Source organism: Nonomuraea sp. NPDC046570 (genome assembly GCF_040645915.1).
Lineage (GTDB): Bacteria > Actinomycetota > Actinomycetes > Streptosporangiales > Streptosporangiaceae > Nonomuraea.
In genome coordinates this window covers 227,698-246,423 of record NZ_JBEYZF010000007.1, presented here as the reverse complement: position 1 = coordinate 246,423, position 18,726 = coordinate 227,698, and the positions used below count along the sequence as shown (strand labels likewise).

Sequence of the window (18,726 nt, the reverse complement as noted above, 5' to 3'; positions counted from 1 at the left end):
GGTCGGCCCGTGCTCTCTGTTGGGGAACGGAGAGCACGGGCCGATTCGTCTTTGAGGCCGTTGGCCGGGATAGCGTGGGTTCATGAGCAATGGTTTCGAGACTCTGGCCATCCACGCAGGCCAGGAGCCTGACCCGCTGACCGGCGCGGTCGTGCCTCCCATCTATGCCACGTCCACCTACAAGCAGGACGGCGTGGGCGGCCTGCGGTCGGGATACGAGTACAGCCGGTCGGCGAACCCGACCAGGACGGCGCTGGAATCGGCGCTGGCGGCCGTCGAGGGCGGTGTGCGCGGCCTGGCCTTCGCCTCGGGGCTGGCGGCCGAGGACACGGTGCTGCGCGCGCTCTGCAAGCCGAACGACCACGTGATCATCCCCAACGACGCCTACGGCGGCACCTACCGGCTGTTCGCGAAGGTCAACGAGCGGTGGGGGCTGCGCTACGACCCGGTGCCGCTGGGCAGCCTGGGCGCGGTGGCCGCGGCGATGACCCAGAAGACCCGGCTGATCTGGGTGGAGACGCCGACGAATCCGCTGCTCGGCATCGCCGACATCGCGGGGCTGGCGCAGATCGCGCACGACAGCGGGGCGCTGCTGGTGGTGGACAACACCTTCGCGTCGCCGTACCTGCAGCAGCCGATCGCGCTGGGCGCCGATGTGGTCGTGCACTCGACCACCAAGTACGTCGGCGGGCACTCCGACGTCGTGGGCGGTGCGCTGGTGGCGGCGGAGGCGGGGATCGGTGAGGAGCTCGCCTACCACCAGAACGCGATGGGCGGGGTGACGGGGCCGTTCGACGCGTTCCTGACGCTGCGCGGGCTCAAGACGCTCGGTGTGCGGATGGACCGGCACTGCGACAACGCCGAGCGCGTGGTCGACCTGCTGCTCGCGCACCCGAAGGTGACCGAGGTGCTCTACCCGGGGCTGCCCGGCCACGCCGGGCACGAGGTGGCGGCCAAGCAGATGAAGCGGTTCGGCGGCATGGTGTCGTTCCGCGTGGCCGGCGGTGAGGCGGCGGCCGTCGAGGTCTGCGACAAGGCGCGGCTGTTCACCCTGGGCGAGTCGCTCGGCGGCGTGGAGTCCCTGATCGAGCACCCCGGCCGCATGACGCACGCCTCCGCGGCGGGCTCGCCGCTGGAGGTGCCCGCCGACCTGGTACGCCTGTCGGTCGGCATCGAGACCGTCGACGACCTGCTCGCCGATCTCACCCAGGCGCTCAGCTAGGGAAGATCATCAGGAACAGGATCACCAGCCAGATCAGCGCGATCACGCCGGACAGGGCGGCGATGCGCCCGATCTCCACCTTCGCGTCGTCGTCCGGGGTCTCGCTCGACAGGGCCCGGACGGCGGTGCGCAGGTCGCGGTCGACCATGACGAGCAGCACGAGGGCGACGATGAACAGCGTCATCGAGGCCGTCATGTACCACTTGCCGAGCACGCCCTGGCCGTCGGCGACGCCGAGCGCCACCCCGAAGATCAGCACGCCCAGCGCGGCGAGGCTGTAGACGCGCGTCATGCGCTGAAGATTGACGACTACGGGCACGTTCTTGTTGCGAATGGCGCGCGGCGCGGCCATCGTCACCGCGGTGAGCGGACCGAGGGCGAAGATCGCGAATGCGATGTGCAACCAGAGCAGCAGGTTCGACATGCCCGAGACATTAGCCCCCCGGTGATCTCACCGGGAGGCTGACACCCTGGTGTTCAGTCGGCGCTCGCCGTCTCGGCCGCTTCGGCCTGCTCCTCCTGGGCGGGGGAGCAGGTCATGACCAGCTCGAACAGGGCGACGGCGACGACCATCAGAACGACGAGCAGAATCATCGCGATCACAGCGGCTTCCCCCTTCCCTGGTGAATATCGTCCGTAATGACTAGACGCTCTGGCAATGGAATAAGTTCAGCCCAGGTAGGGTTACCTTTCGCCGTCAAAATTGGAACTTCCAGGCACAAGGAGGTGCCGTCGTGGCCGTCAGGCACGTCGAGCCGTATACCGACGAGTGGCTGCGACAGCCTTTCTCCTATGTCGAGCGCGTGGTCGAGCAGCTCGGCGCCGAGGTGGCCGACTGGTGGGAGGGTCCGTGTGACCCCCGCGACGTCACCCTGCGCCTGAGCGACGACGGCGCGCTGGTCTGGGACGAGGAGAGCGGCTGGCGGCTGGGCCGGTTCGTCTCCGGCGGTCTTGGCGAGCACTCCGAGCTGGCGGGCGTGCGCTACCTGTGCGGCGGGCTGCTGCCCAGGCCGGAGCGGGTGCCGGAGGCGCTGGCCGACGCCAGGGCCGGGGTGGGCGCGAGTTCGGCCTGGCGGCCGTGCTACCGCTCGCACCGCCACTGCCGGGACGGCTTCGACCTGGCTCTGGACTACTACGCGGGCACCGTCACCGCCTGATCCGCGGCGCGCGTTCACGGCGCAGACTTCTCACGGCACACCGGGCAGTTGGCCTCGGTGTGCCGTTCGTTCGTGGCGTAGTGGCAGCCGGTGTGGTCGACGGTGAGCCCGAGGATGCGCCGCGTTCCGGCGGCGCCGGGGTTGGGGGCGCGGCCGGTGACCGAGTTGCGCGTGTCCTCGTGACGGATGCCGAGCACCATCACGACGAAGGCTCCGGCCACGCCGGCCGCGATGACCAACGCGAGCACGATGAAAGCTTGGAACATGGAGGCCTCCCCTGGGATGTGGGGCCGGTCTGGGGGTCTGACGTGCGGCTTCGTTGCCGCGTCCGTTCTCACGGGTGGAGTGTCCGGGGATGGCCCGGTTTCTCCCTGATCGGCAGGGTGCGCCGACGTCCTACTGGTCGTACTATTGGGTCTTGTCAGTTGGGTCAATCAAGTCATACCAATGAATAGGATGTTCCAAACATCGGTATGTTGGAAATATCCCTATCATTGGTATCTCTCAACGAGGAGCAGATCCGGTGACCGGTCCCAAGTACCAGCAGCTGGCCGACAGGCTGCGCAGAGCCATCGAGGATGGGCGGTGGGGCCCCGGCGACCAGATTCCGACCGAGCTCGAACTCAGGCAGACCTCTGGCTACTCGATCAACACCGTGCGCGAGGCCATCAGGCAGCTCGTGGAGCAGGGCCTGCTGGAGAAGCGGCAGGGTGAGGGCACGTTCGTCCGCCGTCGTCCCGACACCTTCCCCGTGGTGCTGTCCGACGAGGAGGGCAGGCGGGCTGCCGACCTGCCCGGCGACGCCTACGTGTCCTCGGTCCTGCTGCGCGGACGCCGCCCGGAGGTCGGCCGCCCGCACGTCGACGTCGTGGAGGCGCGCGCCGACGTGGCCGCGCGGCTGAACGTCCCCACCGGCTCCAAGGTGGTCACCCGTCGGCTGCTCCGCTACGTGGACGGCACCCCGTGGTCGCTCCAGACCTCCTACTACCCGATGGACATCGCCGACGGCACCGACCTGATCCGGCCGGGAGACGTCACACAGGGCACCATCCGGCTGCTCGAAGAACTCGGGCACCCGCAGGTCGGCTACACCGACGAGCTGACCGCCCGGATGTCCTACGCCGACGAGAGCGCCTTCTTCGGGGTCACCGGAGCGGGCGTCTCGGTGCAGGTGCTCTGGCGGACGGCCTACGACAGGACCCGTCCGATCCGGCTCACCGTGACCGTCTACCCGGCCGACCGCAACAGGCTCATCTATCACCTGGGGGAGATCCCCTCAGGGTTTCGGGACCTGGGCTGAGCGCCTACAAGTCACCCATGGAGAACCCGAACGATGTTCAGCATGCGTCCAGCCGTTCCCGGAGACTTCTCCGTGATCGTCGAACTGATCGAGGGCGCCGCCGCCTGGCTCGCCGACATGCGCACCGACCAGTGGCAGCGCCCGTGGCCTGACCTGGAGTCGCGCGACGCCCGGGTGATGGCGGGCCTCACCGAGGGGATCACCTGGCTGGTGGAGCACCAGGGCCGGGCGGTCGCGACGGTCACGATCACCGCCAGGCCGTACCGGGAGTTGTGGGTCGGGCATGAGCCTGACGCGCCCGCGCTCTACCTGCACCGGCTGGTCGTCCATCGGGACTTCGCGGGTCAGGGGCTCGGTGCGGAGATCCTGGACTGGGCGGCGAACGAGGCCGTGCGGCGGGGGCTGGACTGGGTGCGCATCGACGTGTGGCGGACGAACGAGCGGCTGCACAAGTACTACCAGCGGGAGGGTTTCGAGCCCGTGGGTACGGCACCGCTGCCCGACTACCCGTCGTCGGCGTTGTTCCAGCGGAAGGCGGTCGTGACCCTCGATACGCCAAGACGGCTCTGTGGTCATTACATTCGTTGAGACCTTTCGTTTACATTCATGTCATATGTCGTAGAGCGAGGGGATCATGCTGTGTGGGATCCGTACACGGCCGAATGGTTGTCGCTTCCCGTCGGGTACCTCGGAGCGGTGGTGGCCGTCGTGCCCGCCGTCGTCGACTGGTGGGACGACCCTTTCGATCCCAGGGACGCGACGATCCGGCTGCGCGACGGCAGCGCTCTGGTGTGGGACGAGGAGAGCGGCTGGCGGCGCGGGGAGTTCGTCTCGGGGAAGCAGGGGGAGCGGACGGTGCTCGCCGCGCCGCGCTACCTGGGCGGCGGGGTGCTGCCCGAGCCCGGGGAGGTGGCCGGGCTGCTGGCGCGGGGCGGTGACCCCGAGCGCGTGGTCTACCGGTCGTATCGCGACTTCGGGGACGGGTTCGACGAGCGGCTGGCCGCCTACCGGGCGCTCGCCGTCCTCTAGCGGGCTCGGCGCAGGCGCAGGAAGTCGCTGACCACGTACTCGCCGAGGCGGTCGGGGCTGGGAGAGAAGACCCGGCCGCCGTTGCGCCTGGCGACCTCGTCCACGAACTCCTTCAGCCGGTCGTCCCCGGCCAGCATGAACACGTTGAGGGTGGCCCTGCGCCGGGTCATCTTGTCCACCTCGGCCAGCGTGAGTTCAAGCGTCTCCGGCGACGGCGGCCACTCGAAGGCCGAGCGCCCGCTGCGCATCAGGTGCGCGGTCGGCTCGCCGTCGGTGACGACCAGCACCACGGGCTCGAAGTCGGGGTGCCGGTCGAGGTGGCGGCCGGCGATCAGCAGCGCGTGGTGCAGGTTGGTGCCCTGCACCATGTCCCAGTCGAGCCCGGCCAGCTCATCCGGCTGCAGCACCCGCGCGTAGTTGGAGAACCCGACGATCTGCACCGCGTCCTGCGGGAACTTGGAGGCCACCAGCGCCTGCAGGGCGAGCGCGGTCTGCTTGGCGGCGGCCCAGGTGCCGCGCAACGCCATCGAGTACGACAGGTCCACCAGCAGGCACACCGCCGCCGCGCTGCGCCGCTCGGTCTCGGCCACCTCGAAGTCGTCCACGGACAGCCGTACGGCCTGGCGGCCCCTGCCGGGGGCGCTTCGCCGTACCCCGTTGACCAGGGTGCGTACGACGTCGATGGGCTGCTCGTCGCCGAAGGCCCATGGCCGGGACGAGCCGGTCAGCTCGCCCGCGGCGCCCGCGTCCCGCTGGTCGTGGTCGCCTCTGCGGCCCGCGTCGAGGGAGGAGAAGACGCGGCGCAGCGCGGTCTCGCCGAGCCGCCGCACCGCCTTGGGGGTGAGCTCCAGCTTGCCGCGCCGGCGCAGCAGGTAGCCCTGATCCTCCAGTTCGCGCTCGATCCGCCGGAGCGCTTCGAGGTCGTCGACCGCGGAGCGGCCGAGCGCGCGGCGGATGGCCGCCTCGTCGATGTCGTCGATGCGCGCGCCCGGGTAGTCCTGCCGGAGCGCGGCCTCCAGGCCGGTGAGGTCGGCCAGTTCCTCCAGCGCGGTCACCGCGTCGCCCATGCCCATCGGCTGCTCGCCCGACATCCGCTCGGGCGTGCCCCAGGACAGGTCGGGGCGGCGGGCGTGCAGGGCGTCGCCGAGGCGGCGCATCTGCTCGGACAGGGCGGCCTGGTCGAGGGTCTGGTTGATCAGGTTGTTGAGCTCCTCGCGCTGGCGCGGGGTGAGCGAGGCGAGCATGCGCTGGGTGGCGGCGGCGCGGCGGGCCAGGATGTCGACGAGCTCTTCGAGGTTGCGCGGGTTCTCCGGGAACAGCTCGCCGTGCCGGTCCATGAAGGCGTCGAAGTCGGCCTGGGTGTGCTCGCCGCGGGCGTCCCTGTCGAGCATGTCGTTCAGGTCCGCCATCATCTGCCTGACCCGCTCCATGGCGGCCGGGTCGGGGTTGGCCAGCGCGTCCCGCATGCCCTTGAACTGGCTGTCCAGCACCTCCCTGCGCAGCAGGTCGCGCAGTTCCTGGAAGGTCCGCCGGGCGGCGGCGGAGCGCCACTCGTAGGTGCTCAGCTCCTGGATCGCGCTCGCCGTGTCGTCGGGCAGGCCCTCCAGCTCCGACTCGCGCAGCCTGGCCTCGTCGGACGGGTCCGGGAACAGCTCGGCGCGCTCCTGGCCGATGGCCTTGTCGAGCAGGGCCCTGGCGCGCTCCAGGGTGCCGTCGAGCCGGCCGCTCTCGCGCAGCTCGCGGCGGCGGCGCCGTACCTCGCGGAGCATGTCGTCCAGGCCCCTGCGCTGCTCGGCGCCCGGCAGGCCGCGCTTGAGCAGGTCGCGCAGGGCGTGGACGGGGGTGGAGCCGGACAGGATGGCGTCGCCCATCTCGTCGAGGGCGGCCCGCACGTCGTACGGCGGAGCCAGCGGATCGGGGCCGTCCTGATACTCGCCATACCGATAAGCCATCACGGCCCCACGCTAACCCGACATGCCCGGCTATGCGTCGCCATAGACTTCGGTCACCTCGAAGACCTCGCCGCGAATCGGGCTGTGGTAGACCACGGCCAGCGTGGGATACCTGACGCCCTTCAGCACTTTGGTGAAGGCCTTGTGGTCGCAGAGCTTGGTGCCCAGGCCGTCGCGGTCGGCGTTCACCGGCCTGCCGCTCAGCCAGCCGTCCCCGCACCTGGCGGTCACCCGGTTGAAGCCCATCGTGTGGCTGTAGCCGAGCTTCACCGTCTTCCCCCCGCTGGTGAAGGTGATGGTGGTGTCGTTGACCCGCTTGATCGTGCCGCGCGCGGTCTTCTGCGAGCCCTGGCCGCCGAGGAGTTCGTGGACGGTGGCGGCCTTGGCGCCGGTGTAGGAGATCCGGACCAGGACGGGGCCGCGCCGCAGGGAGGTGGTGAGGTCGGCGGGCCGGCAGGCGGTCTTGCCCAGGCCGTTCCGGTCGACGGCCACCCGGCCCTCGGTCTCGACCAGGTCGCAGGCGGTCGTCACCCGGCGGTAGGCGGCCCCGGTGTAGTCGAGCCTGACCTCCTTGGCGCCGCGCAGCTCGGTGATCTTGTGGAGTTTGTAGCCCTGGGAGGTGTACGGCTTGGCGGTGCGCGGCAGGACGCGCAGGGCGCCCTTGCCGTCGGCCCAGGCGAAGCCGTACACGACCGTGGCGGCTGAGGCGGGTGTGGCGATCAGGCCGGTCGCGCACACGGCGAGCGCGGCGGTGGCGACAAATGAGCGCATGGGCGTTCTCCCCCGAATCAGATATTCTTTCCGATCTGTAGACTCGCGAGAACGCCCTGCGGTTCACGTCCGGTAGACGGTGACTCCGTCGAGATCGTCCTTCGACAGGCGGCGCATCAGGTAGAGGCCCTCAAGGGCGAACTCCAGCGCGGCGGCCGCGTGGCCCGGCGACTCGTCGCCCGCGCCCATGCCCAGCTTGGACATGATCTTCGCGAGCCCGTCGACGGGGCCGATCCGGTGCAGGAGCTCTCCGGCGGGCACCAGCTCGCCCGACTCCACCTGGCTGCCCGCGGAGAACTTGTCCAGCAGCGCCGTGAGGTCCAGGCCGCCCAGCCGGCCGCGGAAGGTCTCGGCGGTGGCCCGGCGCAGCAGGTGGGCCAGGATCTCGGTCTCCCTGCCCTCCTCGCTGACCTCGAACTCCACCTTCCCGCGCAGGCTGTGCACGACGGTGGCCAGGTCGCAGACCCGGGTCACGGCCTGCTCCTCGCCGCTGATCGCGGCCCGGCGCACGGCCGAGGCCGAGGCCGTCTCGGCGGCGGCGATGGAGAACCTGGCCGACACGCCCGACCTGGCGTCCACCGCCGTCGACTCGCGGACCAGCCGGGTGAACCTGGCGATCACCTCGACGAGGTGCTCGGGCAGGTCGGCGCCCAGCTCGGCCCACTCGATGGTGGCCTCCTGCCGGATCAGCGCCAGCTCGTCCTCGACCGTCTGCGGGTAGTGGGTGCGGATCTCCGCGCCGAAGCGGTCCTTCAGCGGGGTGATGATGCGGCCCCTGTTGGTGTAGTCCTCGGGGTTGGCGCTGGCGATGAGCAGGATGTCGAGCGGCAGGCGCAGGTTGTAGCCGCGCACCTGGATGTCGCGCTCCTCCAGCACGTTCAGCAGCGACACCTGGATCCGCTCGGCCAGGTCGGGCAGCTCGTTGACGGAGAAGACGCCCCGGTTGGTCCGCGGGACCAGGCCGTAGTGGACGGTCTCGGGGTCGCCCAGCGTACGCCCCTCCGCGATCTTGATCGGGTCGACGTCGCCGATGAGGTCGCCGACCGAGGTGTCGGGCGTGGCGAGCTTCTCGCCGTAGCGCTCCTCGCGGTGCTTCCACCCGACGGGCAGCTCCTCGCCCAGCTCACCGGCCAGCCGGCGGCAGCGCGCGCACACCGGGGCGTACGGATGGTCGTTGATCTCGCAGCCCTCGACGACCGGGGTCCACTCGTCGAGCAGGCCCGCGACGGTACGGATGAGCCGGGTCTTGCCCTGACCTCGCTCACCGAGCAGGACCAGGTCGTGCCCGGCCAGCAGCGCGCGTTCGAGATGGGGTAGAACCGAGTCGTCGAAGCCCACGATGCCGGGGAAGCGAGGCTCGCCCGCTCGCAGCCTGGCCAGCAGGTTCTCGCGGACCTCGGCCTTCACGCTGCGATGAACGTGACCGCTCTCCCGCAAGTCGCGGAGAATTCGTGGCTGATGCACGGGATCGAGACTACGTCGGTTATTTGACTGTTGCGTGACGAATCGCGCGCGTGCTTGTTCCACGAGTGGGGAGAATCGGGCCAAAGGCACCGGCGACAAGCAAGGGAGGCGAGACGAGTGGCCCTGATGACGAGTCGCTTCGCCGACGGCCTCGCCGTGGGCCCGGACCTGGTCCAGGCGGCGGAGACGGCGGTACGGCAGGCGCTGGCCGGGCTCAGCGGACGCGCCGACCTGGTCTGCTTCTTCATCTGCGGCGAAGACCCGGACGACGTGACGCGGGCGGGCAGGCACGCCATGTCGCTGGCCCCCGGTGCCAAGGTGATCGGCTGCAGCGCGACCGGCGTGATCGGCGACGGCCAGGGCGTGGAGCTCTCCCCGGCGGTGAGCGCCTGGGCGGCCACCCTCGACGGCGGCCGGCTGACCACCTTCGCGCTGGACACGCTCGCCGCCGAGGACAGGTTCGTGGTGATGGGCCTGCCCGAGCGCAAACCCGACGACCGGGTGGCGATCCTGCTGGCCGACCCCTACACCTTCCCCGCCGACGCGTTCGTGGAGCGCTCGGTGGAGGTCCTCGGCGACCTGCCGCTGATCGGCGGCCTGGCCAACGGCCTGCAGGGCCGCGGCTCGGTCCGGCTGTTCGCCGACGGCGCCGTGCACACCGAGGGCGCCATCGGCGTCCTGCTCAGCGGCCCGGTCAACGTCACCACGGTGGTCAGCCAGGGCTGCCGGCCGATCGGCCCGGCCATGGTCGTCACCCGCTCGGAGGAGAACCTGCTGCTGGAACTCGCCGGACAGCCCGCGCTCGCCCGCCTGGAGGACATCGTCAGCGAACTCGACGAGGACGACCGGGAACTGGTCGCCTCGGGCCTGCAGATCGGCATCGTGATGAACGAGTACGCCGAACGGCACGAGCGCGGCGACTTCCTGATCAGGGGCGTGATCGGCATCGACCCGGAGCGCGAGGGCGTGGCCATCGGCGACGTGGTCGACATCGGCAGGACGGTCCGCTTCCAGGTCCGCGACGCGGCGACCGCGGACGAGGACCTGTACGACCTGCTCGACGCGCACCGCGAGGAACTGGGCAGGATCGACGGCGCGCTGCTGTTCTCGTGCAACGGCCGGGGGTCGGCGATGTTCGGCACCCCCGACCACGACGCGGTGGCGTTGCGGGACACGCTCGGCTCGATCGGGGTGGCGGGGTTCTTCGCCGCCGGTGAGGTGGGGCCGGTGGGCGGGCACAACCACGTGCACGGTTTCACCGCCTCGGTGCTGGTCTTCTCTTCCGGATCGCCCGCCGATCGGTGACGCTTCTCCCGTGATACTCGCGATCGACGTCGGCGGCACGAAGCTGGCCGCCGGGCTCGTTTCCGCCGACGGGCACGTGCTGTCGGCCCGCCGCGCGCCCACACCGCAGGGCGCGGACGAGCGGACACTGTGGAAGGCGCTGGCCAAGCTGGTGGAACCCCTGGCGGAGGGCGTCGAGGGGGTTGGCGTCGGGTGCGGCGGGCCGATGGCCTGGCCGGAGGGGGTGGTCTCCCCGCTCAACATCCCCGGCTGGCGCGGGTTCCCGCTGCGCGCCTCACTGGCGGGGCTCGTTCCCGGGGTGCCGGTACGCGTGCACAACGACGCGATCTGCCTGGCGGCGGCCGAGCACTGGCGCGGGGCGGGCTGGGGGAGCGCGAACATGCTGGGCATGGTCGTGTCGACAGGCGTCGGCGGCGGCCTGATCCTCGCCGGACGGCTCGTCGACGGCGGCACCGGCAACGCGGGACACGTCGGGCACATCATCGTCGACCCGGACGGGCCGCCGTGCGGCTGCGGCGGCCACGGCTGCCTGGAGGCCGTCGCCCGAGGCCCCGCCCTGGCCCGCTGGGCCCTGGAACAGGGCTGGGAACCAGGCAGAGCCTCCCAGGAGCGTGCCCGGGCATCCGGGGAGTCCGTGGAAGCCCGGGAACCCGCTGGGTCGTACGCCGAGGCTCGGGAAGCCGCGGAGCAGTACGTCGAGGAGAGTGCTGGGACCGGGCGGCGGCTGGCGGCCGACGCCAGGGCCGGGGACGAGATCGCGCTGGCCGCGATGCGGCGGGCGGGCCGGGCGCTCGGGATCGCCATCGCCTCGGCGGCGAACCTGTGCGACCTCGACGTCGTCACCGTCGGCGGCGGGCTCTCCCAGTCGGGCGAGCCGCTGTTCGGGCCGCTGGAGGAGGCGCTGCGCGAGCACGCCAGGATGGACTTCGCGCGGCGCGTCACGGTCGTCCCCGCCGCCCTGGGGCAGGACGCGGGCCTGGTCGGCGCGGCCGCGCTGCTGCTGGCCGGGGAGCATTACTGGAACGGGTGACGCCTCACTGCCCCCACTCGCCGAACACGGTCGCCTGGAGGGCGAACTTCCTCGGGTAGAAGACGGGGAAGAACGCCTTGCCGCACTCCAGGTCGTCGAGCGCGGCCTTGACCTCCTTGTCCAGCAGCGGCCTGGCCTGGGCGGGGGTGAGGCTGGGCATGGGCATCGCGCCGGGCTCGGCATCGGGCTGCTGCTCGCGGCCCAAGGCCATCATCTGGTCGTTGAACTGGGTCCAGAGCAGCACGTCCAGGGCGCTCGGCCGCACCGAGGGAACCCGGTAGCCCTTGCCCTTGAGACAGTCGCCGTAGGTCTGGGCGAGGTCGATGAGCTGCGGGTCGCCGTCGAGCTCGCGGCCCACCCGGGCGTTGTACATGTCGTCGGCCTGCTTGTAGAGGTCGTCGACGTTCTTGATGTCCCTATGGAGGACCTGCTTGGCCGCCTTGACGTGGCAGGCGTCGCTGGCCTTTTCGTAGGCGACGCTCTGGGCCTCGGACAACGCGATCGTGTACTCGTTATTGGGATCGGGGATCACGGATCCCGTGCCGGACTCGGCTTCGGTGTAGACGTAGCGGTAGAACACCGTCAGGCCGTACTTCGAGCGCTTCTTCTTCATCGCCTCGTAGTCGCCCTGGTCATACTTCCGGCTCTCGGCGGTCGGCTTGAACTCCGGGACCCACGGGGTGTACTTGAAGCCCTTGCTCTTCATGCACGCGGCCTTGGCGTTCTGCAGCGCACGCCGGTTGTCCTTGCTCTTGGCGGCGGGCGAGGGGGAGGGGGCCACAGGCGCGTCGGCCGAACACGCGGTGAGCGTCAGCGTTGACGCGACGGCCAGGATGGTGACTAAACGTGACATGACACTCCTTCATCGCAGGGCGTCGACCGGTTCCATCCGGGCGGCGCGGAGGGACGGGTAGAGACCGGCCAGCAGGCCCACCACCGCACCGGCGACCGGGGCGGCGAGGGCGAGCTGGCCGTCTAGGACAGGGGTCCACTGCTTGGCCGCGGATACGGCGACGACGGCGACGACGCCGAGACAGGCGCCGATCACCCCACCGGTCAGGCCGATCAGCGTGGACTCCAGGAGGAACTGGGCGGCGATGTGCCGTCTGGCGGCGCCGAGCGAGCGGCGCAGGCCGATCTCGGCGACGCGCTCCATGACGGTGACGAGCGTGACGTTGGCGATGCCGACCGCGCCGACGACCAGGGAGACCAGGCCGAGGATCAGGAAGAGCCCGTTGACGTCGTCCTGTACGCCGTCGCGCGCCCTGGTCGGGCTGGGCGGCGCGATGACCTGCAGCATGTCGCCGTTGCCGGGGCTCAGGGCGGTGGGCGCCTGCCCGGCGATCAGCTCGGCCGCGCCGAGGCTGGTGTTGATCAGCACCCTGGTCACGTCGCGCAGGCCGAAGAGCTTGCCGATGCTCGGCGGCACGATGACCGCGGTGCCGAGGCTCCGGTCGCGGCGCAGCTCGCCGAGGACGCCGATCACGGTGTAGGCGCGGCCGGCGATGAAGACCGCGGGGGCCTCGTCCAGGCGGGTGACGCCGAGCAGCTTGGCGGCCTGGTCGCCGAGGACGACCACCCGGTCCTTGCGCTCCACGTGGCCCGCGTCGAAGAACCGGCCCTGCGTCATCCGGCCCTTGGCCGCCTCGGGGAGGCCGGGAGTGGCCGCGATCACGGTCAGGGTCTGGTCGGTGACCCGGGTCGGGTCGACGATGCGGTTGGACCGTACGGTCAGGTTGGAGCTGGCCTTGTTCTCGGCCACGGCCGCCGCCGAGGTGACCCCGCGCAGCCTGGTCAGCTCGGTGTAGGCGTTCCAGTCGACCAGCGGAGTCTTCGTCTCGGGCACCTCGACCGTGATGGAGGTGGCGGTGAGCTCGTCGAAGCGGCCGACGATCTGGTTGCCCGCGGTGGCGGCGATGCCGAGCGTGATGACCAGGGTGGTGATGCCGAGGACGGTGCCGAGCGTGGTGAGCGCCGATCTCACCGGCCTGGCCAGCATGCCGGCCAGGGCCTCGTTGAGGAGATCTCTGAGGTGCACGCGTTACTCCTCGGTGAGGAGGCCGTCGGTGATCCGCACGCGGCGGTCAGCCCGGGCGCCCACCTCGTCCTCGTGGGTGATGACCACGATGGTCAGGCCCTGCGCGCGCAGGTCGTCGAACAGGTCGAGGACGGCGGCGGTGTTGCGGCTGTCCAGGTTGCCCGTCGGCTCGTCGCACAGCAGCAGCGAGGGGGTGCCCATGAGCGCGCGGGCGATGGCGCAGCGCTGCCGCTCGCCGCCGGACAGCCGGTCGGGCAGGAAGTCGACACGGTGGCTCATCCCGACCTGGTCCAGCGCCCGCAGCGCCCGCTCCTTGCGGGTCCTGCGCTCGTGCCGGCCGTAGACCTCGGCGAGCATGACGTTCTCCACCACGCTGCGGTGGGACAGCAGGTGGAAGGACTGGAAGACGAAGCCGATACGGCTGCCGCGCAGCTTGGTCCGGCCGCCGTCCCGGAGCGTGGTGGTCTCGATGCCGTCGAGCCGGTAGGAGCCGGACGTGGGCGTGTCGAGCAGGCCGAGGATGTTGAGCAGGGTCGACTTGCCGGATCCCGAGGGCCCGGCGATCGCCAGGTAGTCCGACGGCTCGACCCGCAGGTCGACCTTCGCCAGCGCGTGGACGGGCGGGTCGGCGGGGAACTGGCGGCAGACCGCCTCCAGCGCGATGACCGGCTCAGGCACCGCCGACCACCACCCTGTCGCCTTCCTCCAGGTCGCCGGTCACCTGGACGTCGCCGTCGGCGGCCAGGCCGGTGCGGACCTCGACCTCCTTGGTCTTGTCCGGAGCGACCTCGACCTTCACCCGCGGCTTGCCGTCGGCGGCGGTCACCACGGCGGCCACGGGCACCACCAGCACCTCGCCGCTGGTCGCCCCCACGGTGATCTTCACGGTGACGGCCGCGCCCGCCATGCCCTTGAGCCCCTTGTCCGAGACGGGCGTGAGCAGGACCCCCTCGGACCCCGAGGGCACCGAGGAGCCGGGCAGGGCGTCGCCGACGGAGGTGAGCCTGGCCGGGTGGATCTTCCCCGCCGTGGTCTCGATCGTCGCGGGCATCCCCGCGCGCAGCAGGTCGGCCTCGGCCGCCTCGACCGAGCCCGACACCACGAAGGACGAGCTGGTCACGGTGGCGACCTCGTCGGCGACCGTGGCGCCCGCCTTGATCTTCACCTTCTGTACGCGGGCGGGCAGCCGGGGGAGGAAGACGATCTCGCCGGGCGGGATGGTCGTGCCGTACGTCTGGAGGAACTCGCCGAGCAGGGCCTTGGCGGCGGCCACGTCCTTCTTCGCGTTGCTCACCTTGAGCTTGACCGGGGAGGTCTGCTTGGCGTGGCGTAGCGCCTGGTCGGCGGTGAGCACGGTGTCCTGCGCGGTGCGCACGGCCTTGCGCAGGTCCTCCAGGTTCTTGCCGCGCTTGACCCTGGCTTCCTCGAGGAAGGCCGAGATCGCGTCCTGCGCCCCCGACAGGTTGGCCCGCGCATTGCGGACCTTCAGCTCCAGCGGGGCCTTGGCGTCCTCGGGCTTGGCCGCGGCGAGCGCCGCCTCCGCACTCGCCAGCTCCTCCTGCGCCGACCGTACGGCCCGCCGCAGGTCCTCCAGCGCCCGCGCGTCCTCCGGCGGCACCTCGACCGCCTCGGCCTCCTCCAGCGCGCTCTCCGCCGCCTTGAGGTCATCCCTGGCGTTGTCGAGCTTGACCTTGAGCGGCGCGACGTCGAGCCCCTGTTCGAGGGTGCGCTCCTCAAGGGCCAGCGTCTCCTCGGCCGTCTGCACCGCCTTGCGCAGCGTGTCGCGCGACTGCCTGGCGGTCAGGTCGGGCTCCTGTGCCTGGTAGCCGCGTTTGTCGTACCACCGCCGGACGGCGGCGACGGTCGTCTGGTCGAACACGCCGGTGACGGCGCCGCCGAAGCCGAGCCTGCGCAGCGCCCGCTGCAGTTGGAGGACGTCCTTGCCCTTGGTGCCGGGGGCCATGGTGCGGTGCATCGGCACCGAGCCCTTCAGCGTGAACACCGGCCGGCCGTTGACCTCCATCAGCACGGCCCCTTCGCGGAGCCTGCCGGCCCTGGGCGCGCGGGTGGCGCGCTGCGCCTCGGCGGTGCCGCCGACCACGCCGGCCAGGGCGACCGGGCGCGGCGAGCCGTACTCCAGGGTGCCGCTGACCACCACGCTGCTGGTCAGCTTGCGGCGTTCGACGGCCGCGGTGACCAGTGAGGGGGTGGGGGCTTTGCGCAGCGCCGCCTCGTCGGCGGGCGAGCGGAGGCGGGTGCTGACGCCCCAGCCGAGGCCGGCGACGGCGATCACGCCGGCGACCGTGCCGGCGAGAACCTTGCGCGGCGACTTCATCAGGGGACTCCCAATCTGCAAAAGGGCATGCCGAAGAGAACGGACGGCGGGTGAGCGTCAGAGCAGGATGCGTCGCCTGGCGCGGAACGGGACGGCCGCGGCCGTCGCGGTCAGCAGGATCAGCAGGGCCGCGTGGGCGACCCCCTGCCGTGAGGCCAGCTCGACGTTCTCGGCGAGCACGGCCGTGGCCGGGACGAGGCAGACGCCGGCGGCGACGGCCCAGCGGGCGTCACCGGTCAGGTGACCCGCGTAGGCCGCCCCCGCCAGCAGGGCGGCTTCCAGCCCGACTCGCGTGATCGAGGAGGATGTGCCCTCCGCGATGTCGAGCCAGGCCGGGTCCGCCCCCGCGACCAGCGGTAGCGCGAGCAGCCACCACCACGAACGCCGTCGTGATGGCCGCCCGCGGATGGCCAGTACCGCCAGACAGAAGAACAGCACCAGGTAGGAGATGGACGGGGCGATCGGGCCGCCGGTGCCGTACAGGGCGGGGGCCTGCCAGAGCCGGTCGGGGAAGACCGGCAGCAGGGTCCCGTCCAGCCACGGCTCGCCGTAGGTCACGCCGACGACCTTCAGCCCGGTCGCCGCCACGAGTGGCAGCGCCGCCCACATCCGGCCGCGCAGCACGGCGAGAAGCGCGAGCGCGGACAGCGCCACCCACAGCGGGATGGTGCCCGCGTACGGGATGAGCACGCCGAGCTGCAGCACGCTCAGCACCGTGACCGTGAGATGCAGCCCGTCCATCCAGGCGGGCCCCTGTGCCGCCGCGATGACGCGGGCCTTGATCCCGCCGACCAGCAGCGCCCTGACCTCCCGCAACGGCGGCCGTGCCTGACCTGGTCCCGCCGTGGCCAGCAGGACGTCGAGGAGTTCGTCCTCGTAGTCGGCGCGGTAGCCGGGGGGGTAGGCGCGCAGCAGCCATCGGTAGCGCCGCTCCAGTTCGGTCATCCGAAGGTCGCCCCGAGCGCCCGTCTGGTCACCACGGAGGCGGCCTGCTGCATGCGCTCGGCCTCGGCCCGGACGAGCTGCCCGCCCTCGTCGCTGATCCTGAAGTAGCGGCGCTTGCGGCCGTTGACGACCTCCTCGCGCTCCACGACGATGACGCCGTTGGCGGCGAGCCGGTCGAGGGCGCCGTAGAGGGTGCCCACGGCCAGGGTGATCCGGCCCTGGGAGAGGTCCACGACCCGCTTGATGATGGCGTGTCCGTGCAGCGGGCCGTCGAGCAGCGCCGCGAGTACGAAGTAGGTCTGCTCGCTCAGCCCTGAAGATCCCCTGCTCATAGCCGAGAAACGTACTTCGACCGGCGAAGCATCGTCAAGATGGGACTCACGGTGTGTACCTCCTCTCCCCGCCGAACTCCTCGCTCACCCGTCGCTCGATGTCCTGCTTCCGGGGTGCGAAGACGGGATAGAACTCCTTGCCGCATTCCAGGTCGTCGAGCGCGGCCTTGATCTCCCGCCGGAGCACGACCTGGGCCTCCTCGGCGGGCAGGTCGGGAACGAGCGTCACCCCTTTGCTGGAGGCCGTCTCGGCCCCGTACTGCTTCGCCAGGAGCGCTTCCCGCTCCGCCGTGAACGTCGCGGCCATGGCCCCCGCCACGGCCGAGGGTCGGGCGGCCGGGATCCGGTACCCCTTGGCGTTGAGGCAGCCGGCCATGGTCTGGGCGAGGGCGATGACCTTGGCGTCGCCGTCCAGTTCGCGGGCGGTGAGCTTGTCGACCAGTTCCGCCGCCTGGTTGGCCTGGTCCCGCCAGTCCTTGACGTCCTTGCCCAGCACCTTCCTGGCGGCTTTGGCGTGGCAGCGGTCGGTGGCCTTCTCGTAGGCCTTGGTCTGCTTGTCGGACAGTGCCTGGGTGATCTTCCAGTTCGGGTCGGCGCCGAAGTCGGCGACGAGCGCTCCGGAGCCCGGGTCGTCGGGGTAGGCCAGCCCGGAGAAGACGCGGAAGCCGTACTTCGCGCGGTCGGCCTTCATGGTCGCGTAGTCGCCCGCGGCCAGTCCGGCCTCGGTCGACGACGGTTGTTCATCCCGCCCCACGTTCGGGACGTACTTGAATCCCGCCTGTTTCATGCAGGTGGCGATGCTGGACTCCATGAGTCGTTGCTTGCTCATGTCCGCCTTCTTCGGAGCTTCCTCGGCCACCGGGGTGGTGGTCGTGCCGCATCCGGTCAGGAGCAACGCCGCCACGGTCACGCATGATCGCTTGAGCATGCGGAGGACAATACTTCGCTGCTCGAAGTATGGTCAAATCCCGGTCCCGAATTCCTCGCTGACCTTGCGCCGGATCTCCGTCTGCCGCGGCATGAAGGAGGCGTAGAACTCCCTGCCGCACTCCAGGTCCACCAGCGCCGCCTTGATCTCCTTGTCCAGGTACGGCCTGGCCTCCTCGGGCGTGAGGTCGGGCTCGTAGAACTGCCCCTCGCGCAGCCCGGTGTCGGGTATGTCGTCGTTGAGCGCGATGGTCTTCTTCTGGGCGGTGAACACCGCGCTGCCGCGATCGGCCATGGCCACCGGGTTGGTCGCGGTGACCCGCTCGCCCTTGGCCTTGAGGCAGTCGGCCATGGCGGCGGCCGCACTCACGAGCCGGGCGTCCCCGTCGAGTTCCCGGGCCGCGAGCTGCGTGGCCTTGGCGTCGGCCTGTTCGTACTGGTCCATCACCGACCTCACCGTCTTGCCGGTGATCTTCTTGATCGCCTCGATGTCGCAGGTGTCCGCCGCCTCCCGGTAGGCGGCCAGCTGGGACTTGGAGAGCTTGGAGGTGATCTCCATGTTGGGGTTGTGGATGGGTTTGTCCGGCATGACCGCCGGGCTGCCCAGTTCCTTGGGGTAGACCATCATCGCGAAGACGCCGAAACCGTACTTCGTGCGCATCGTCTTCATCGCCTCGTAGTCCCCGGCGCCCACCTCCTTCGCGCCTTCAAGGGCTCCAAAGGGCGGCATGACGAAGGGGATGTACTTGAAGCCGAGGCGCTTCATGCAGTCGGCCTTCACGGCCTCCAGCTTCTGTCGCTGCTGGTTCTTGTCGTCCGCCGGGGCGCTTGGGGCGGCCTGTCCGGCGGACTCGGCGCATCCGGTGAGCACGGCCAGCGAGAGTACGGCCGCGGCCAGAGTCGATCGCTTGAGCATGGC

The 18,726-nt window shown here is 70.7% G+C and carries 21 protein-coding genes; 7 read left to right on the top strand and 14 right to left on the bottom strand.

Annotation, left to right across the window (positions count from 1 at the left end; all coding sequences use genetic code 11):
* The first annotated feature begins 82 nt into the window (after positions 1 to 82).
* The gene (locus ABZ911_RS14715; RefSeq protein WP_358055179.1) at positions 83 to 1,222 is read left to right on the top strand and encodes a cystathionine gamma-synthase; all 1,140 of its coding nucleotides are present in this window, start codon (positions 83 to 85) and stop codon (positions 1,220 to 1,222) included.
* Here ABZ911_RS14715 and ABZ911_RS14710 read toward each other — a convergent pair.
* Together ABZ911_RS14710 and ABZ911_RS14705 are read right to left on the bottom strand one after the other, a co-directional pair.
* Positions 1,215 to 1,646 (bottom strand): DUF2269 family protein, encoded by a 432-nt coding sequence (locus tag ABZ911_RS14710; protein WP_358055177.1) that lies wholly within the window; start codon positions 1,644 to 1,646, stop codon positions 1,215 to 1,217. The two genes, ABZ911_RS14715 and ABZ911_RS14710, sit on opposite strands and share 8 nt — an antisense overlap.
* A gap of 53 nt (positions 1,647 to 1,699) precedes the next feature.
* A complete protein-coding gene (locus ABZ911_RS14705) occupies positions 1,700 to 1,825 on the bottom strand; it encodes a hypothetical protein (protein WP_358055175.1) in 126 nt (41 codons plus the stop codon).
* A gap of 131 nt (positions 1,826 to 1,956) precedes the next feature.
* Here ABZ911_RS14705 and ABZ911_RS14700 point away from each other — a divergent pair, with 131 nt between their 5' ends.
* Positions 1,957 to 2,379: a DUF6292 family protein gene (locus ABZ911_RS14700; protein ID WP_358055173.1), complete on the top strand. Its 423-nt coding sequence runs from the start codon at positions 1,957 to 1,959 to the stop codon at positions 2,377 to 2,379.
* 14 nt (positions 2,380 to 2,393) lie between these two features.
* Here the strand turns inward: ABZ911_RS14700 and ABZ911_RS14695 are convergent, their stop codons facing one another.
* Positions 2,394 to 2,645: a hypothetical protein gene (locus ABZ911_RS14695; protein WP_358055171.1), complete on the bottom strand. Its 252-nt coding sequence runs from the start codon at positions 2,643 to 2,645 to the stop codon at positions 2,394 to 2,396.
* Between the two features lie 257 nt (positions 2,646 to 2,902).
* Here ABZ911_RS14695 and ABZ911_RS14690 point away from each other — a divergent pair, with 257 nt between their 5' ends.
* Genes ABZ911_RS14690 through ABZ911_RS14680 form a run of 3 tightly spaced genes read left to right on the top strand, consistent with a single transcriptional unit; the run spans position 2,903 to position 4,708 of the window.
* The gene (locus ABZ911_RS14690) at positions 2,903 to 3,679 is read left to right on the top strand and encodes a GntR family transcriptional regulator (protein WP_358055169.1); all 777 of its coding nucleotides are present in this window, start codon (positions 2,903 to 2,905) and stop codon (positions 3,677 to 3,679) included.
* A 42-nt stretch (positions 3,680 to 3,721) separates the two neighbouring features.
* Positions 3,722 to 4,267, top strand: coding sequence for a GNAT family N-acetyltransferase (locus tag ABZ911_RS14685; protein WP_358055167.1), 546 nt, complete (start codon positions 3,722 to 3,724; stop codon positions 4,265 to 4,267).
* 51 nt (positions 4,268 to 4,318) lie between these two features.
* Entirely contained in the window at positions 4,319 to 4,708 is a 390-nt protein-coding gene (locus ABZ911_RS14680) for a DUF6292 family protein (RefSeq protein ID WP_358055165.1), read from the top strand.
* Here the strand turns inward: ABZ911_RS14680 and ABZ911_RS14675 are convergent.
* From ABZ911_RS14675 to ABZ911_RS14665, 3 genes are all read right to left on the bottom strand, one after another.
* Positions 4,705 to 6,660 (bottom strand): hypothetical protein, encoded by a 1,956-nt coding sequence (locus tag ABZ911_RS14675; RefSeq protein WP_358055163.1) that lies wholly within the window; start codon positions 6,658 to 6,660, stop codon positions 4,705 to 4,707. The genes ABZ911_RS14680 and ABZ911_RS14675 overlap by 4 nt on opposite strands.
* Positions 6,661 to 6,690: 30 nt before the next feature.
* On the bottom strand, positions 6,691 to 7,431 hold the full coding sequence (locus tag ABZ911_RS14670; protein WP_358055161.1) for a hypothetical protein: 741 nt from the start codon (positions 7,429 to 7,431) through the stop codon (positions 6,691 to 6,693).
* Positions 7,432 to 7,494: 63 nt separating this feature from the next.
* Positions 7,495 to 8,895 carry a sigma 54-interacting transcriptional regulator gene (locus tag ABZ911_RS14665; RefSeq protein WP_358055159.1) on the bottom strand — a complete coding sequence of 467 codons (1,401 nt, stop codon included), beginning with the start codon at positions 8,893 to 8,895 and terminating at the stop codon, positions 7,495 to 7,497.
* Between the two features lie 126 nt (positions 8,896 to 9,021).
* Here ABZ911_RS14665 and ABZ911_RS14660 point away from each other — a divergent pair, with 126 nt between their 5' ends.
* Together ABZ911_RS14660 and ABZ911_RS14655 are read left to right on the top strand one after the other, a co-directional pair.
* Positions 9,022 to 10,200: an FIST N-terminal domain-containing protein gene (locus ABZ911_RS14660; protein WP_358055157.1), complete on the top strand. Its 1,179-nt coding sequence runs from the start codon at positions 9,022 to 9,024 to the stop codon at positions 10,198 to 10,200.
* A 10-nt stretch (positions 10,201 to 10,210) separates the two neighbouring features.
* Positions 10,211 to 11,230 carry an ROK family protein gene (locus ABZ911_RS14655; protein WP_358055155.1) on the top strand — a complete coding sequence of 340 codons (1,020 nt, stop codon included), beginning with the start codon at positions 10,211 to 10,213 and terminating at the stop codon, positions 11,228 to 11,230.
* 4 nt (positions 11,231 to 11,234) lie between these two features.
* Here ABZ911_RS14655 and ABZ911_RS14650 read toward each other — a convergent pair whose 3' ends face one another.
* Genes ABZ911_RS14650 through ABZ911_RS14615 form a run of 8 tightly spaced genes read right to left on the bottom strand, consistent with a single transcriptional unit; the run spans position 11,235 to position 18,723 of the window.
* A complete protein-coding gene (locus ABZ911_RS14650) occupies positions 11,235 to 12,083 on the bottom strand; it encodes a hypothetical protein (protein ID WP_358055153.1) in 849 nt (282 codons plus the stop codon).
* Positions 12,084 to 12,092: 9 nt separating this feature from the next.
* On the bottom strand, positions 12,093 to 13,268 hold the full coding sequence (locus ABZ911_RS14645; protein ID WP_358055151.1) for an ABC transporter permease: 1,176 nt from the start codon (positions 13,266 to 13,268) through the stop codon (positions 12,093 to 12,095).
* Between the two features lie 3 nt (positions 13,269 to 13,271).
* Positions 13,272 to 13,946, bottom strand: a complete 675-nt coding sequence (locus ABZ911_RS14640; RefSeq protein ID WP_358055149.1) for an ABC transporter ATP-binding protein — start codon at positions 13,944 to 13,946, stop codon at positions 13,272 to 13,274.
* The gene (locus ABZ911_RS14635) at positions 13,939 to 15,603 is read right to left on the bottom strand and encodes a peptidoglycan-binding domain-containing protein (RefSeq protein ID WP_358055147.1); all 1,665 of its coding nucleotides are present in this window, start codon (positions 15,601 to 15,603) and stop codon (positions 13,939 to 13,941) included. The genes ABZ911_RS14640 and ABZ911_RS14635 overlap by 8 nt, the downstream gene beginning before the upstream one ends.
* Positions 15,604 to 15,660: 57 nt before the next feature.
* Positions 15,661 to 16,548, bottom strand: coding sequence for a hypothetical protein (locus ABZ911_RS14630; RefSeq protein ID WP_358055145.1), 888 nt, complete (start codon positions 16,546 to 16,548; stop codon positions 15,661 to 15,663).
* Entirely contained in the window at positions 16,545 to 16,880 is a 336-nt protein-coding gene (locus tag ABZ911_RS14625; protein WP_358055143.1) for a PadR family transcriptional regulator, read from the bottom strand. Before ABZ911_RS14625 ends, ABZ911_RS14630 begins: the two co-directional genes overlap by 4 nt.
* A 46-nt stretch (positions 16,881 to 16,926) precedes the next feature.
* Positions 16,927 to 17,808 (bottom strand): hypothetical protein, encoded by an 882-nt coding sequence (locus ABZ911_RS14620; RefSeq protein ID WP_358055141.1) that lies wholly within the window; start codon positions 17,806 to 17,808, stop codon positions 16,927 to 16,929.
* A gap of 33 nt (positions 17,809 to 17,841) precedes the next feature.
* Positions 17,842 to 18,723 carry a hypothetical protein gene (locus ABZ911_RS14615; protein ID WP_358055139.1) on the bottom strand — a complete coding sequence of 294 codons (882 nt, stop codon included), beginning with the start codon at positions 18,721 to 18,723 and terminating at the stop codon, positions 17,842 to 17,844.
* Between the last annotated feature and the right edge of the window lie 3 nt (positions 18,724 to 18,726).